Here is a 14,740-nt window from a genome sequence, read left to right as displayed (position 1 = left end):
GCCACTTTGATAACGATTCCCATTTGATCTACCATGCCCGAACGCTTCTTCCGGTGAATGCGCCATGACCCTCGCGCTGTCGCAGCTTTATCTCAGCCCCCTCGACTTCCTGACGCCACCGCGCGTCGAGGCCACTCCCGGCGCGGACACCCTCCCCGCACATCGTCTTCTCGACCCAGCCAGGCTGGAGGCGCTGTTCACGCGTTTCGGCGCCCAGTACGGTCACGGCGACCGCCGGGCGGTGGCCTCGCTGTGGTCCAAGTGGCACTTCGCCGGCCTGGCCGCCCACGGACTGGCGGCCAATCTGCTGCTGGAACGTGACCTGCCCCTGGGGATCGACACGCTGCATGTGATCCAGACGGACGAGGGACAGACCGCCGGCTTCAGCCTGCGCCATGCCGGCCGCCCGCTCGGTGATCTCGACGGGCTGTCGCGCTTCGCCACCCTGGTCGACGACCACCTGGCGCCGCTGATCGAGGCGCTGGCCTCGATCAGCGGCGCCTCGCCCAAGGTGTTCTGGAGCAATGCCGGCAACTACATCGAACACTTCACCAACGCCCTCGCCGACCATCCCATGGCCTCCGCGGGGACGGTCGATCCCGCCCGAGCCCTGATCACGAGCCGCCACCTGCCCGATGGGCGCCGCAACCCGCTCTACCAGCCGGTGCGCTATGTCGAGCCCGCCACCCCTGAAGCCCCGAGCCGCGTCCGGCGACAGTGCTGCATCCGCTACCTGATCGACGAGCTCGGCTACTGCGCCAACTGCCCGCTGGAATGCCGGCGCCAGGGCAAGGCTTCCAAGGCGGAGAAGGCAGCGACACTCGAACGGGCGGCTTCGTGAGCACGGCGGCCGGCGTGCGCCAGCACTCCGCCCGCGACCTGCAGGCCTACGGGCGGCGCTACGGCATCGACTACCGGGTGCCGGCGCTCGCCTCCCGCGAGGAAGAACCGGTGGTGCGCGGCGAGGTACGCGAGCTGTCGCTGGGCCAGGGCATGGAGCTGGTGGCCTCCGACGTGGAGGTGCTGCACCGCTACGACTCTCACTCCCATGCGCCCTCACCGCTGTCGATCGTGGTGATGCTGGAAGGCTGCGCCGACGTCAGCCTCGAGGGACGCACCCTGACGCTGACCCCGGGCATGGCGCTGAGCCTGCGCCTCGATGCGCGCCACGGCCTGCGGGCCACCCAGCCCGCCGGCCAGCGCCTGCGTGCGCTGACATTGAGCCTCAGCGAGACACGGCTGGCCGAACTGGGCCCGGCGCAGCCCGGCCACGACGGCTCGCGGATGCACGCCTGGCGACCGCCGATCTCGCTGCTGCAGGGGCTCGAGCAGGCGCTCACCACGCCACTGCCCGCCCCGGCCCAGCGGCTGCTGTTCGAGGGCCTGGGGCTGCAGCTGGTGGCCTTCGGCCTGCCGCAGGACACGCTCGATGACGCGAACGCATCACGCCTGCCGCCACGGGAACAGCGGCGCCTCGAGCGGGTACGCGCCGCCCTGGAAGACGATCCCGCGGCGGAGCACAGCCTGAGCGCCCTGGCCGAGCTCGCCGCCATGAGCCCCGCCAGCCTGCGCCGCAAGTTCCGTGCGGCCTTCGGCGTGAGCGTCTTCGACTATCTGCGCGACTGCCGGCTGGGCCTCGCCCACGACTACCTGAGCCGCGGCTTCAGCGTGCAGCAGGCCGCGCACTTCTGCGGCTATCGCCACGCCAGCAACTTCGCCACCGCCTTCCGCCGCCGCTACGGCGTCGCGCCGAGTTCCCTGACGAAAACCTCCTGAGCGCTGCGCATAGACGAGAGAGCGCTGCGCATACCTCAGCCGGTGACACAAAAAGCAATAATTCTCATTAGTTAATGAGTCAAATCATCGTCACAGGAACTTCTGCATGCCGACCCCACGTCCCCTGGCGCTGGCCATCGCCCTCGCCGCCGCCGGCGTCGCTCTCTCCGCCCAGGCCCAGAACGCGCCTCAGAACACCGAGAACCTCTCCACCGTGACCGTCACCGGTCAGGCGGCCACCAAGACCGAGACGCCGTTCAACGAGACGCCCCAGGCCACCTCGCGGGTCGAACGGGAGGAATGGGAAGAGCGCGGCGCCGAGTCGGTACAGCGAGCCCTGAACTACACGCCGGGGGTCTATTCCAACCAGGTCGGCGCCTCCAACCGCTATGACTACATCGTGCTGCGCGGCTTCTCCGACGGCAGCCTGAGCAACACCTTCCTCGACGGCCTCAAGCTGATGGGAGACGCCAACTCCTACAGCTCGCTGGTCATCGATCCGTACTTCCTCGAGAGCATCGAGGTGGTCAAGGGACCAGCCTCGGTGCTCTACGGCCGCGCCTCCCCCGGCGGCCTGGTGTCGATGACCAGCAAGCGTCCGGAGTTCGAGCGCTCGGGCCAGGTCCAGCTCGGCGTCGGCAACAACGCCCAGCGCAGCGCCGCCTTCGACCTCACCGGCCCGCTGGACGACGAGCGCCGGGTGGCCTATCGCGTCACCGGCCTGGCCGAGAGCGCCGACACCCAGTTCGACGATGTGGAAGAGGAGCGCTATGCCATCGCGCCCCAGCTGACTTGGGACATCACCGACGACACCAGCCTGACCCTGCATGCCTACCTGCAGAAGGACCCGGAGGGCGGCTACCACTCCGGTGTGCCCTATGAAGGCGCCGTGGACAGCCGCAATGGCCACCACATCGACAACACCTTCTTCGACGGCGAGGAAGACTACGACAAGTTCGAGCGTACCCAGCGGCTGTTCGGCTACGACCTGGAGCACCGCTTCAACGACGACTGGACGGGCCGCCAGAAGCTGCTCTACCTCAATACCGACGTGACCATGAACCAGGTCTACGGCTACGGCTGGGCCAGCGACACCGAGCTCAACCGCTACTACTCCGGCGGCGAGGAGTCCATGGAGGCCTGGACCCTCGACAACCAGCTCGAGGCACAGCTGAGCAGCGGCCCGGTGGACCACACCCTGCTGGTCGGCGCCGATTACCAGCATCGCGAGACCGACGTGAAGTGGACCTCGGGCACCTTCCCGACTCTCGACGCCTTCCACCCCGAGTACGGTGCTGAGCCGATCGGTGACATCGCGACCGTCAGCGACGAACGCCACGAGCTGAGCCAGACCGGCTTCTACCTGCAGGACCAGATGGCCTACGATCGCTGGCGCCTGACCCTGGGCGGGCGCTACGACCGCGTCTCGATCACCAACGAGCAGAAGCTGGCCGGCAACGACGACACCCTCGACGAGACCTACTTCAGCGGCCGCGCCGGCCTGCTCTACCTGTTCGACAACGGCGTGGCGCCCTACATCAGCTACAACACCGCCTTCACCCCGACCAGCTTCGTCGATGCCAATGGTGAAGTGCTCGAACCGATGGAAGGCGAACAGCTCGAGGCCGGCCTGAAATACCAGCCCAACGGCACCCAGGACCAGTACAGCGTGTCGCTGTTCCATATCGAGCAGGACAACGTCGCCACCAAGGAGCAGCCCACCGACCCCTACCGCTCCATCGGCGAGATCGAATCCCAGGGCGTCGAGCTCGAGGCCCGCACCCAGCTGACCGACAGCCTGCGCCTCCAGGCCAGCTACAGCTACACCGACATCACCTACGCCAAGAGCGACGACGACAGCGAGGAAGGCAGCCACGCCATCTACGCGCCGCGCCACATCGCTTCCGTGTGGGGCTCCTACGCGGTCCAGGACGGCGCCCTCGAGGGCCTCGGCGCCGGCCTCGGCGTGCGCTACCACGCCGACATCCAGGCCGACCGCGCCAACACCGAGCAGGTGCCGGACTACACCCTGGTCGACGCCGCCCTCAGCTACGACCTCGGCCAGCTCGGCCTGGACGGCGTCAACGCCCGCCTCAACGTCAACAACCTGCTCGACAAGGACTACGTGGCCTCCTGCAACTCCCTGCAGTACTGCTACTTCGGCGCCGAACGCAGCGTGAAGGCGACCGTCAGCTACGACTTCTGATCCGCCACGACCATCGGCAAGACGACACCGGCGGCCCGAGGGCCGCCGGTGTTCTTGTTTCCTGCCTCGCCATTGCCCGGGCCACCCAGACGCAAAGGGCCCATCCCGTCAGCGGGATGGGCCCTGTTCGCTCAGCTCGGTCGTCGACCGATTCAGTAACGCCAGGTCAGGTTGGCCATCACGTGGCGCGACGCGCCGTAGTAGCCCTGATCCCACTTCAGGCTGGTCAGGTACTTCTCGTCGGTGACGTTATTGACGTTCAGCGAGCCGGTCAGGCTATCGCTGAAGTCGTAGCTCGCCATCAGGTCGACCAGCGCATAGGCCTCCTGACGGGTCCTGCCATCGGCGTTGTCGCGTTCGCGCTCGATATCGTCCTGCCAGCGCAGCCGGGCGCCGACCTTCAGGGATTCCAGGGACGCCGGCCGATAGCTGGTGGCGACCTTCACCATGTTGCGCGGAATATAGGTATTGGTGGCCTCGCCGTCGGCGTCCTCGATCTCCAGGTAGGTGTAGCCGGCGCTGGCCTGCCAGCCCGGCGCGAGCTCGCCGGCCAGGGTGACCTCCACGCCCTCGCTGGTGATGCCATCAACCGCCCGATAGACATCCCGCCCATTCACCTGGCCGTCAGGCTGGGCGACATTGTCCTGTTCGGTGCGGAACACGGCAAGTGACGCATCGGCCCCCCCGTCGAAGACATCCGCCTTGAGCCCCAGCTCGTAGCTGCTGCCCTCGATGGGGTCGAGATATTGTCCACCGCGGTCCATCTCGGTCTGGGGATTGAAGATCTCGGTATAGCTGGCATACAGCGAGGCCTGATCGGTGAGGTCATAGATCAGGCCGGCATAGGGCGTCAGCTCGTTGTCGAGGGTGGTGTCCTGAGAGCTGCCGTACTGCTCGCCCACGGTATCCAGCCAGCTCATCCGCGCGCCCACCACGGCGGTCCAGCGATCGGCCAGGTCCAGCTTGCCGGCACCGTAGAGGCTGCGCTCCTTGATGGTGGCATCGTTGACGAAGTCGGGATCGCCGAACTCGGGCTCCGGATAGTCGCCGTCCCAGTCGTCCAGGGGCGGCAGGTCCTCGGATGCGGCCGCGTAGAGCGAGCTCTGCTGGTTGCGGCTCTGACTCCAGTCCGATCCCAGCACCAGCTGATGGGTGCGCCCGAACGCCTCGACATCACCCTTGGCATGCACGTCCGCCACCCACTGCTCCAGGTGCCGATCGTACTTGCTCAGAGTGAAGCTGTTGGGAATCCGCCCCGTGTCGGCATCCGGCACGCTGCCGATGTAGAACAGCTCGGTGTCGGAGACCATGTCCAGATGGGTCACCGTGCCCTTGAGCGACCAGTCGTCGGAGAGCCGCTGGGTCAGCTCGACGAAGCTGCGCTGGGTCTCGCCGTTCCAGTAGGACCAGTCGGGCGCCGACGAGGTCGAGCGATCATAGTCGGTGGGGTTGCCGGCCGAGTCGTAGAGCGGCAGCGCCCCCCACATGTTGCTGTCGGTATCGTTGCGCTGCCAGGTATGCCCCAGCGCCAGCTGGGTGCTGTCGGTGAGGTCGGCTTCCAGCACGCCATAGAGCACGCCGCGCTCTCGATGCAGTCGATCCAGGTAGGCGTCGGCATCCAGCCCCGCGGCCACCAGGCGGCCACGCACCCGGCCCTCGTCGTCCAGGGGCCCGGAGACGTCCACCGCCAGGCGACGATGCTCGTGGCTGCCCAGCGTGCCGCTGACGGAGGCCTGCGGCGTCGCGGTGGGCCGCTTGCGGACGAAGTTGACGGTGGCCGCCGGGTTGCCGGAGCCGGACATCAGGCCGGTGGCACCGCGCACCACCTCGACCCGGTCATAGACGGCGGTATCGATGTCACCATGCACGTTGTTGTAGGGCATGGGCAGGCGCAGGCCATCGACCTGCAGGTTGGAAATCTCGAAACCGCGGGACGAATAGTACGTGCGGTCCGTCTCGACTCGCTCCACCGTGACGCCCGGCGCACTCTCCAGGGCATCATTGATGGTGTCGAGGTTGAAGTCCTCGAGCTGGGCACGGGTGACCACCGAGACGGATTGCGGCGTCTCGCGGGGCGTCAGGTCGAGCTTGGTCGCCGTACTGGTGCGGGAAACGCGGTAGTTGTCGCTGCCCTCGGTCACCAGCGACAGCGCCTCGGCCTCGACGGTCACCGTCTCGAGGGCCTCTGCGGACTCGGCCTCGTCGGCCAGCAGCGCGGGGGAGATCAGCGCCAGTGAACCGGCGGTGGCCAGACCGAGAGCACGGCGCACGGCACGGGTCACCGGGTGGAGTCCGATCGGGCGGGATGCAGGATGGGACATGGAGTGAACAAGCCTCTGGGTTATTGTGTTGTGCGGGAATGCGCATGGTAATGACTCGCATTATTTGTGGCAATGATAACGACTCTCATTTGATTAGCCGTGTAAGCATTCCCGCACCCGCCCAGGAATGCCGGTCGGCTCGCGATATCCGGAAACGACGCCGGCGCCCAGAGGGCGCCGGCAGGATCAAGGGTAAGGAAAGAAGGCGGTGACTCAGGCCAGTCGCATGTCGGCCGGCTCGAGCTCGCCGGTCTGCACCCGCCACTGGGCGGCGTAGCGCCCGGCGCGGGCCAGCAGCTCGGCGTGGGTGCCGCGCTCGGCCACCCGGCCCGCCTCGATCACCGCGATCTCGTCGGCGTGGACGATGGTCGACAGCCGGTGGGCGATCATGATCACCGTGCGGCCGTGGCCGATGCGGCGCAGCGAGCGCTGGATGGCCGCTTCGGTCTCGTTGTCCACCGCGCTGGTGGCCTCGTCGAGCACCAGGATCGGCGGGTCCTTGAGCAGCGCCCGGGCCAGTGACAGCCGCTGGCGCTGGCCGCCGGAGAGGCGCACGCCGCGCTCGCCCACTGCGGTGTCGAGCCCCTCGGGCAGCGCCCGGATGAAGTCCCAGGCCTCGGCGGTGCGCGCCGCCTCGACGATCTCGGCGTCATCGGCATCGGGCTTGCCGTAGGCGATGTTGTCGCGGATCGAGCCCTCGAACAGGTAGACGTCCTGGCTGACCAGGCCGATCGAGCGCCGCAGCGAGGCCAGCGCCACCTCGTCGAGCGGCTGGCCATCGACGCACACCCGCCCGGCGGCCGGCTCGACGAAGCGCAGCAGCAGCTTGATCAGCGTCGACTTGCCGGAGCCGGTGGCGCCCACCAGCGCCAGGGTGTGGCCCGCCGGCACCGAGAGATCGATGCCCTCGACCCCGGCGCCGGACTCGCCGTAGCGGAAGGACACGCCCTCGAAGCGCACCTCGCCGCGCACCGGCTCTGCCAGGGGCTGGCCGGCGTCGTCGCGCACCCGGATCGGCGTGGCCAGCAGGTCGAGGATGCGTCGGGTGCTGGCCATGGCGCGCTCGAACAGGTCGATCACCTGAGCCAGGCCGGTCAGGGGCCACAGCAGCCGCTGGGTGAGGAACACCAGCACCCCGTAGGCGCCGACGTTGAGCTCGCCGTTCAGCGCCATCATGCCGCCCACCGTGAAGGTGGCCAGGAAGCCGGTGAGGATCGCCATGCGGATCACCGGGATGAACGCCGAGCTGATGCGGATCGCGCGACGGTTGGCCTGCACGTAGGCCTCGCTGGCGGCCTTGAGGCGCTCGGCCTCGCGCGCCTCGGCGGTAAAGCTCTTGATGGTGGCGATGCCCGCCAGGTTGTTGGCCAGTCGGCTGGAGAGCTCGCCGACCCGCTCGCGCACCTCGGCGTACAGCGGCCCGGCCTTGCGCTGGAAGTAGAAGGCGCCCCACACGATCAACGGGATCGGCATGAAGGCCAGCAACGCGATCAGCGGCGAGAGCACGAAGAACACCGCGCCCACCGCCACCACGGTGACGCCGACCTGGATCATCGAATTGGCGCCGCCGTCGAGGAAGCGCTCGAGCTGGTTGACGTCGTCGTTCATGGTCGCCACCAGCTGCCCGGAGCTCGTCGACTCGAAGAAGCCCATGTCCAGGCGCTGGACGTGCTCGTAGGCGTCCTGGCGCAGCTCGGCCTGGAGCCGCTGGGCCAGGTTGCGCCACAGGATCTGGTAGAGATACTCGAACAGCGATTCGCCGGCCCAGATGAAGAAGGTCAGCACCCCGAGGATCAGGATCTGCTCGCGGGCGGTGGTGAAGCCCAGCCCGGCGACGAAGCTGTCCTCCTGGTTGACCACCACGTCGATGGCCACCCCGATCAGGATCTCCGGGGCGATATCGAACAGCTTGTTGATGACCGAGCAGACGGTCGCGGCGACGATCCGACGCCGGTGTCCGCGGGCATAGCGAAGCAGGCGGCCCAGCGCCTCGAAGCTTCTCATATTCGACATGGGGACTCTCTCTGTGGCGGCTGTCCGGTGAACGACACGAGACCGCCGGGCCCTGGGAGGCCCGGCGGTCTGGACGAGACGGCTACCATACCCCGTCGTCGCGGGACTGTCCTCCCGGCAGGGCCCGGGAGGACAAGATGGCGGAAGGATCGCCGCTCAGCCGATGGCGGCGAGATAGCGCCGCTCGACCTCGCTCCAGTCGACCACCTCGTAGAAGGCGGCGATGTACTCGGGGCGCTTGTTCCAGAATTTCAGATAGTAGGCGTGCTCCCACACATCCAGGCCCAGCACCGGCGTGTTGCCGTGCATCAGCGGGCTGTCCTGATTGGCGGTGCTCTCCACCACCAGCGCGCCCTGCGGGGTCACGCTGAGCCAGGCCCAGCCGCTGCCGAAGCGGGAGACGGCGGCCTGGGTGAAGGCCTGCTGGAAGGCCTCGACGCCGCCCAGCTCTCGCTCGATGGCCGCCGCCACCCGCCCGGTCGGCGCCCCGCCGCCCTCGGGCGACATCACCCGCCAGAACAGCGAGTGGTTGGCGTGACCGCCGCCGTTGTTGATCACCGCCTGGCGCCTGTCGGCGGGCACCCGGTCGAGATCGGCGACCAGCGCCTCCACCGGCACGTCCTCGAGGCCGGTGCCTTCCAGGGCGGCGTTGAGGTTGTTGACGTAGGTCTGATGATGCCGGGCATGGTGGATCTCCATGGTCAGGGCATCGAGATGCGGTTCGAGGGCATCGTAGGCATAGGGCAGTTCGGGCAACGCATGCGGCATGGCGGCGGCTCCTTTTTCGAGAGGGTCGGTCGAGAGAGTCGTAGAGAGTCGTAGAGAGACGTAGAGAGACGAGAGATGAAACGAACGACCAAGCCTCAGACTACGCCTCACAAAACGAAATGAAAACCAATATCAATAAATAGCCAGCTCCATCCCGACGAGATTTGATAACCATTCGTATCGAAGGTAACCTCACGCGGGTGCGCAGCCCTCGCCCATCGTGATGCCCTCGCGCCGCCGACGATCCACGGAGCCCACCATGTTCGACGCCCAGACCGCGACCTTCGAGGTCAACGGCAAACGCCTGCTGCATCCCACCGATCTTCGCTTCGAGGAAGGCCGGGTCCACGGCCTGATCGGCCATAACGGCTCCGGCAAGTCGACGCTGCTCAAGCTGCTGGCTCAGCAGCAGCCCGCCAGCCAGGGCGTCATCCGCTTCGACGGCCGGCCGCTCGGCGACTGGGGCCACCGCGAGTTCGCCCGCCAGGTGGCCTACCTGCCCCAGCACCTGCCCAGCGCCGAGACCCTGACCTGCCGCGAGCTGATCGCCTTCGGCCGCTACCCCTGGCGCGGCCTGCTGGGGCGCCATACCCGCGAGGATCGTGAGCAGGTCGAGCGCGCCATCGCCCTGACCCACACCGAAGCCTTCGCCGACCGCCTGGTGGACACCCTCTCCGGCGGCGAGCGCCAGCGCGTGTGGCTCGCCATGCTGCTGGCCCAGGGCAGCCGCTTCCTGCTGCTCGACGAACCGCTGGCGGCGCTGGACATCGCCCACCAGGTCGAGGTGCTGGCCCTGACCCGCCGGCTCTCCCAGGAACTGGGCCTCGGCGTGATCATCGTGCTGCACGACATCAACATGGCCTCACGCTACTGCGACCGCCTGGTGGCGCTGCACGGCGGCCGGGTGCTGGCCCAGGGCACGCCGGCCGAGCTGATGACCGGCGACACCCTGGAAGCGATCTACGGCATTCCCATGCACGTGATGCACCATCCCGTCGGCGAGCATCGGGTCGCCATCGCCCACTGATTCCATCACTCGCTCGTCACTCGTTCATGGAGTTCCGCTTGTCTCCTCCGCGCCGCCTTCGTCGACGGGCCCGCCGCTGGCTCGCCGGCCCGCTCGTCATGCTGCTCACGCTCTTCACCGCCCTGCCGGCGCTGGCCGACTCACCACATCTGGCATCACCGCGGCTGGCGACCCTCGACTGGACCCTGGCCGAGACCCTGGCCGCCCTCGAGGCTCCGCCCGCGGCGCTGGCCCAGCTCGACGCCTATCACGCCTGGGTGGGCGAGCCGGCGCTGCCGGACGCGGTGATCGACCTCGGCCTGCGCTCCCAGCCCAACCTGGAGCTGCTGGCGGACCTCGATCCCGAGCGCATCCTGATCTCGCCGATGTTCGCCAACCTCGCCCCGCGCCTCGAGGCGATCGCCCCGGTGGACACCCTGACGCTCTATACCCCCGGCCGGGACACCTGGACGGAGATGCGCGAGCTGACGCGCCGCGTCGCCGATATCGTCGAACGGCCCGAGGCCGGCGAGCGGCTGATCGAGGACACCGAGTCGCGCCTGACGCGCCTCGAGCAGCGCCTCGGCGACGACGCCCCACCGCTGCTCGTCGTGCAGTTCATGGACGCCCGCCACGTACGGGTGTTCGGCGACAACGGCCTCTATCAGGCGGTGCTCGACCGCCTGGGGCTCAAGAACGCCTGGAACGGCGTCACCAACGCCTGGGGCTTCTCGCTGGTCGGCATCGAGGCCCTGGCCGGCCTCGACGCCCGGCTGGTGGTGGTCGAACCCTATCCGGCCGGCGTGCGCGAGACCCTGGCCGACAGCGGCCTGTGGCGGCGGCTGGTCGAACGCAGCCGCGGCGAGCCGCTGATCCTCCCCCCGGTGTGGAGCTTCGGCGCTCTGCCCTCCGCCCAGCGCTTCGCCGAACAGCTGGCCACCGCCCTGGAGAACGACGATGTCCGCTGATGCGCTTGCCCACGCCACACCTTCACGCCGGCTGACGCCGGGCCGCGCCTGCCTGCTGCTGGGCCTGCTCACCGCGGGCCTCGCTCTGGCCCATCTGGCATCGAGCACGGGGCTCGTGACCGGACTGTCGTCGCTGGTGACGATTCCCGACGCCTCGTCGGAGGCCCTGGTGCTGCACTTCGCCTGGTGGCCGCGGCTGGCCATGGCGCTGATGGCCGGCGGTGGCCTGGCGCTGGCCGGGGTGCTGATGCAGCAGGTGCTGCGCAACCCGCTGGCGGCGCCCACCACCCTGGGCGTGGCCAGCGGCGCCAACCTGGCGCTGATGGCCGCCAGTCTGCTGGCGCCGGGGCTGCTGGCCCTGGGCCGCGAATGGGTGGCGCTGGCCGGCGGCGGGCTGGCCATGGGCCTGGTGTTCGCCCTGGCCTGGCGTCGCGGGCTGTCGCCGGTGGTGGTGGTGCTCGGCGGGCTGGTGGTCAACCTCTACTTCGGCGCCCTGGCCATGGTGCTGCTGCTGTTCCATCAGGAGGCGCTCAAGGGCCTGCTGATCTGGGGCGCCGGCTCGCTGGCCCAGAACGGCTGGAGCGACGCCGCCTTCCTGGCGCCGCGCCTGGCGCTGGGCGCTCTCGGCGCCTTCTGGCTGCTGCGCCCGCTGGCGGTGCTGGAGCTCGACGAAGCCGGCGCCCGCAGCCTCGGCGTGTCGCTCAAGTGGCTGCGCCTGGCCGGGCTCGGCCTGGCGGTGTTCCTCACCGGCTGCGTGGTCAGCACGGTGGGTGTCATCGGCTTCATCGGCCTGGCGGCGCCCAACATCGTGCGCCTGGCCGGGGCCCGGCGGCTGGGCACGCGGCTGCTGTGGTCGACGCTGCTCGGCGCCCTGCTGCTGGCCACCACCGACCAGCTGCTGCAGCGCTACGCCGACACCCTGCCGACGCTGATTCCCACCGGCGCCACCACCGCTGCCCTGGGCGCGCCGCTGCTGCTGTGGCTGATTCCGCGCCTGCGCCTCAACGGCTCGGCGCCGCCGCGCCACGCCGGCACGCCCGCCATGCGGCATCCCGCCCCACGACGGCTGATCGTCGGCCTGTCCCTGGCCCTGGTTGCGATGGCCACGGTGGCGGTGCTGGCCGGTCAGGGCGCCGACGGCTGGCAGTGGGCCTCACCCCTGAACACCGACCTGCTCGAGTGGCGCTGGCCCAGGCTGCTCGCCGCCGCCGGCTGCGGGCTGATGCTGGCCGTCGCCGGGACCCTGATCCAGCGCCTCACCGCCAACCCCATGGCCAGCCCCGAGATCTTGGGCATCAGCGGCGGCAGCGCCATCGCCCTGATGGCGGCGATCTTCCTGCTGCCGTCGCCGGGCAACCTGGCACTGGTCGGCGCCGGGGTGCTGGGCGCCCTCGCCGCCCTGGCGGTGCTGGTAATCGTCAACCGCAAGAGCGGCTTTCAGCCCGAACGGCTGCTGCTCACCGGGGTGGCGATCACGGCGCTGTTCGAGGCGGTCAAGGCCGTGGTGCTGGCCGGCGGCGATCCGCGCGGCCAGCAGGTCATCGCCTGGCTCTCCGGTTCCACCTACTACGTCGATGCGGCGAGCGCCGTGACGGTCGCCGGCGCGGCCGTGGTGCTGGCGATCATCGCCGCGCCGCTCGCCCGCTGGCTGGACATCCTGCCGCTGGGCGGCGCCACCGCCGCCGCGCTCGGCATCCCGCTGCGTCGGGCGCGGCTCGGCCTGCTGCTGCTGGTCGCCCTGCTGACCGCCGCCGCGACCCTGGTGGTCGGGCCGCTGTCCTTCGTCGGCCTGCTCGCTCCCTACATGGCACGGCTGCTGGGCTTCACCCGCGCCCGGACGCATCTCGCCGGGGCCGCCCTGACCGGCGCGTTGCTGATGGTGCTGGCGGACTGGCTGGGCCGCCAGTTACTGTTCCCCCAGGAGATTCCTGCCGGCCTGGCCGCTTCGCTGATCGGCGGCGCCTATTTCATGTGGGGGATGCGACGGCTATGAGCCATCTCGATAACCGGGCCCGCCGATGGGCCGATCGCTGGCAAGGCCGGCTCGCCTGTGGCATCGCCTGCGCCCTGGCGCTTTTCCCGCTGACGGGGGCCGCGCACCCCCACGGCTGGGTGGACGTCTCGGTGAAGGTGATAACGGATACCCAGGGACGTGCCGAGGCCCTTCAGCAGCGCTGGCGACTGGATCCGTTCTACAGCCAGCTGCTGTTGGAGGAACTTCGCGCCGCCCAGGGCGACGAACCGATGGCGGCGCGCCTCGACCAGCTGGGGGTGGAGATCCGCAATACCCTGGCCCCGAAGCGCTATTTCACCCACGTGACCCGGGCCGGCCAGCCGGTCGAGCTCGGCGACGTCGACGACTTCACCACCCTGGCACGCGGCGGTCGCGTCGAGCTGATGTTTCGACTACCGCTGGCCAATCCCCTTCCGTTGGACGAGTCGCCGGTGCGCTACCGCATCTATGACCCGACCTACTACCTCGAGGTAGTGCACGAGGCGGACGGCGACACGCCCAGGCCGGACGCGCTGACGGTCGAAGAAGACGGCTGCCGTACCCGGATCATCGCCGCCGATCCCGATCCGGCGAAGGTCGCCGAGGCGGCCATGCTGGATCGCGGCGAACAGGCGGAAGAAGGGCTCGGCCGCTTCTTCGCGGAAACGGGAGAGATACGATGCGATCATCCATGAACCCAGCCGACAGGGCTCGGCCTCGCCCCCGGTGGCTCGGCCCCGCGGTCCTTGGCGGACTCGCCCTGGCGCTGCTCGCCGCGGCCTGGGTCACGCTGGGCCAGGAGGCCAGCCTGCGACTGGTCGCCTGGCAGCGCGACCTTCACCGCGCCCTGACGGAGGCGATCGCGGCCCTCGACGCCGCCCCGACGGCGGCCGCCTGGTGGGGCCTGCTGGGCCTCAGCTTCGGCTATGGGGTCTTCCATGCCGCCGGCCCGGGCCACGGCAAGGCGGTGCTCGGCACCTACCTGCTCAGCCAGGGCGGCGCGCTGCGCCGGGCCCTGCTGCTCTCCTGTCTGGCCTCGTTGCTGCAGGCCCTGGTGGCCATCGGCCTGGTCACGGTGCTGGTCCATGGGCTGGGCTGGCTGACCCGCCAGGCCATGGGCTCGGTGGTATGGCTGGAGCAGGCCAGCTACCTGCTCGTCGCGGCACTCGGGCTCTGGCTGTGCTGGCGGGCCCTGGCCGGCCATCGGCACGCGCCAGGCTCTCATGACCATGACCATGACCATGACCATGACCCGCACGAGTGTGACTGCGCCCACCATCTGACGCCCCAACAGGCCTCGGACTGGCGCGGTGCCCTGGCCGTGGTGGCCTCGATCGGCATGCGTCCCTGCAGCGGCAGCGTGCTGCTGGTCGGCGCCGCCTCGCTGCTGGGGCACTATTGGAGCGGTGTGCTGGCGGTGCTGGCCATGGCTGCCGGTACCGCCCTGACGGTCTCGGCGCTGGCCCTGGCCAGCGTGATGGCCCGGGGCTGGGCCGAGCGCCACCTGCAGCGTTCGACGCGTGGCGCGACCCTGGAACGCTGCCTGAGAGCGGCCGGCTTCGCAGGCGGTGCCCTCATCCTGATGCTGGGGCTTTCACTGTTCGTGGCCGCGGCCCAGTCACCCGACGCGCCGCCTCTGCTCGAGGGCGCCCCCACGACCTCGCCCTCGCCGTTCGGCGGCTAGCGCCT

At 69.3% G+C, this 14,740-nt stretch carries 11 protein-coding genes; 8 read left to right on the top strand and 3 right to left on the bottom strand.

The genetic code is table 11. The features are described from left to right. The first annotated feature begins 64 nt into the window (after window positions 1-64). From fhuF to QWG60_RS04630, 3 genes are all read left to right on the top strand, one after another. Window positions 65-841: a siderophore-iron reductase FhuF gene (gene fhuF, locus QWG60_RS04640; RefSeq protein ID WP_290130924.1), complete on the top strand. Its 777-nt coding sequence runs from the start codon at window positions 65-67 to the stop codon at window positions 839-841. After that, window positions 838-1,776: a helix-turn-helix transcriptional regulator gene (locus QWG60_RS04635; RefSeq protein WP_146909416.1), complete on the top strand. Its 939-nt coding sequence runs from the start codon at window positions 838-840 to the stop codon at window positions 1,774-1,776. The genes fhuF and QWG60_RS04635 overlap by 4 nt, the downstream gene beginning before the upstream one ends. Window positions 1,777-1,882: 106 nt before the next feature. Continuing rightward, entirely contained in the window at window positions 1,883-3,982 is a 2,100-nt protein-coding gene (locus QWG60_RS04630) for a TonB-dependent siderophore receptor (RefSeq protein ID WP_146909429.1), read from the top strand. Between the two features lie 152 nt (window positions 3,983-4,134). Here QWG60_RS04630 and QWG60_RS04625 read toward each other — a convergent pair whose 3' ends face one another. The 3 genes from QWG60_RS04625 to QWG60_RS04615 form a co-directional block, all read right to left on the bottom strand. Then, window positions 4,135-6,252 (bottom strand): TonB-dependent siderophore receptor, encoded by a 2,118-nt coding sequence (locus QWG60_RS04625; RefSeq protein ID WP_246124696.1) that lies wholly within the window; start codon window positions 6,250-6,252, stop codon window positions 4,135-4,137. Between the two features lie 264 nt (window positions 6,253-6,516). Then, entirely contained in the window at window positions 6,517-8,316 is a 1,800-nt protein-coding gene (locus QWG60_RS04620) for an ABC transporter ATP-binding protein (protein ID WP_146909434.1), read from the bottom strand. Window positions 8,317-8,472: 156 nt separating this feature from the next. Beyond that, window positions 8,473-9,084 (bottom strand): superoxide dismutase, encoded by a 612-nt coding sequence (locus QWG60_RS04615; protein ID WP_146909436.1) that lies wholly within the window; start codon window positions 9,082-9,084, stop codon window positions 8,473-8,475. A 259-nt stretch (window positions 9,085-9,343) separates the two neighbouring features. On the opposite strand from QWG60_RS04615, the gene QWG60_RS04610 reads away from it, so the two are divergent. The 5 genes from QWG60_RS04610 to QWG60_RS04590 all read left to right on the top strand — a co-directional run bounded on the left by QWG60_RS04610 (window position 9,344) and on the right by QWG60_RS04590 (window position 14,735). Next, window positions 9,344-10,111: an ATP-binding cassette domain-containing protein gene (locus QWG60_RS04610; protein ID WP_146909438.1), complete on the top strand. Its 768-nt coding sequence runs from the start codon at window positions 9,344-9,346 to the stop codon at window positions 10,109-10,111. 98 nt (window positions 10,112-10,209) lie between these two features. Next, window positions 10,210-11,058: an ABC transporter substrate-binding protein gene (locus QWG60_RS04605; protein ID WP_246124698.1), complete on the top strand. Its 849-nt coding sequence runs from the start codon at window positions 10,210-10,212 to the stop codon at window positions 11,056-11,058. After that, window positions 11,048-13,051: a Fe(3+)-hydroxamate ABC transporter permease FhuB gene (gene fhuB, locus QWG60_RS04600; RefSeq protein ID WP_146909442.1), complete on the top strand. Its 2,004-nt coding sequence runs from the start codon at window positions 11,048-11,050 to the stop codon at window positions 13,049-13,051. Before QWG60_RS04605 ends, fhuB begins: the two co-directional genes overlap by 11 nt. Next, window positions 13,048-13,746 (top strand): DUF1007 family protein, encoded by a 699-nt coding sequence (locus QWG60_RS04595; RefSeq protein ID WP_052719345.1) that lies wholly within the window; start codon window positions 13,048-13,050, stop codon window positions 13,744-13,746. The genes fhuB and QWG60_RS04595 overlap by 4 nt, the downstream gene beginning before the upstream one ends. Further along, window positions 13,731-14,735 (top strand): nickel/cobalt transporter, encoded by a 1,005-nt coding sequence (locus QWG60_RS04590; RefSeq protein ID WP_246124700.1) that lies wholly within the window; start codon window positions 13,731-13,733, stop codon window positions 14,733-14,735. The genes QWG60_RS04595 and QWG60_RS04590 overlap by 16 nt, the downstream gene beginning before the upstream one ends. The last annotated feature ends 5 nt before the right edge of the window (window positions 14,736-14,740 follow it).

The organism is Halomonas halophila (genome assembly GCF_030406665.1).
GTDB lineage: Bacteria > Pseudomonadota > Gammaproteobacteria > Pseudomonadales > Halomonadaceae > Halomonas > Halomonas halophila.
Note: the sequence above shows the minus strand (reverse complement) of the source record. Positions and strands in the feature narration are given on the sequence as shown.

Excerpts from the sequence above, each read along its gene's own strand:
- fhuF (WP_290130924.1), top strand. The coding sequence starts at position 65 with ATGACCCTCGCGCTGTCGCAGCTTTATCTCAGCCCCCTCGACTTCCTG.
- QWG60_RS04630 (WP_146909429.1), top strand. The coding sequence starts at position 1,883 with ATGCCGACCCCACGTCCCCTGGCGCTGGCCATCGCCCTCGCCGCCGCC.
- QWG60_RS04620 (WP_146909434.1), bottom strand. The coding sequence starts at position 8,316 with ATGTCGAATATGAGAAGCTTCGAGGCGCTGGGCCGCCTGCTTCGCTAT.
- QWG60_RS04615 (WP_146909436.1), bottom strand. The coding sequence starts at position 9,084 with ATGCCGCATGCGTTGCCCGAACTGCCCTATGCCTACGATGCCCTCGAA.
- QWG60_RS04610 (WP_146909438.1), top strand. The coding sequence starts at position 9,344 with ATGTTCGACGCCCAGACCGCGACCTTCGAGGTCAACGGCAAACGCCTG.
- QWG60_RS04605 (WP_246124698.1), top strand. The coding sequence starts at position 10,210 with ATGCTGCTCACGCTCTTCACCGCCCTGCCGGCGCTGGCCGACTCACCA.
- fhuB (WP_146909442.1), top strand. The coding sequence starts at position 11,048 with ATGTCCGCTGATGCGCTTGCCCACGCCACACCTTCACGCCGGCTGACG.
- QWG60_RS04595 (WP_052719345.1), top strand. The coding sequence starts at position 13,048 with ATGAGCCATCTCGATAACCGGGCCCGCCGATGGGCCGATCGCTGGCAA.
- QWG60_RS04590 (WP_246124700.1), top strand. The coding sequence starts at position 13,731 with ATGCGATCATCCATGAACCCAGCCGACAGGGCTCGGCCTCGCCCCCGG.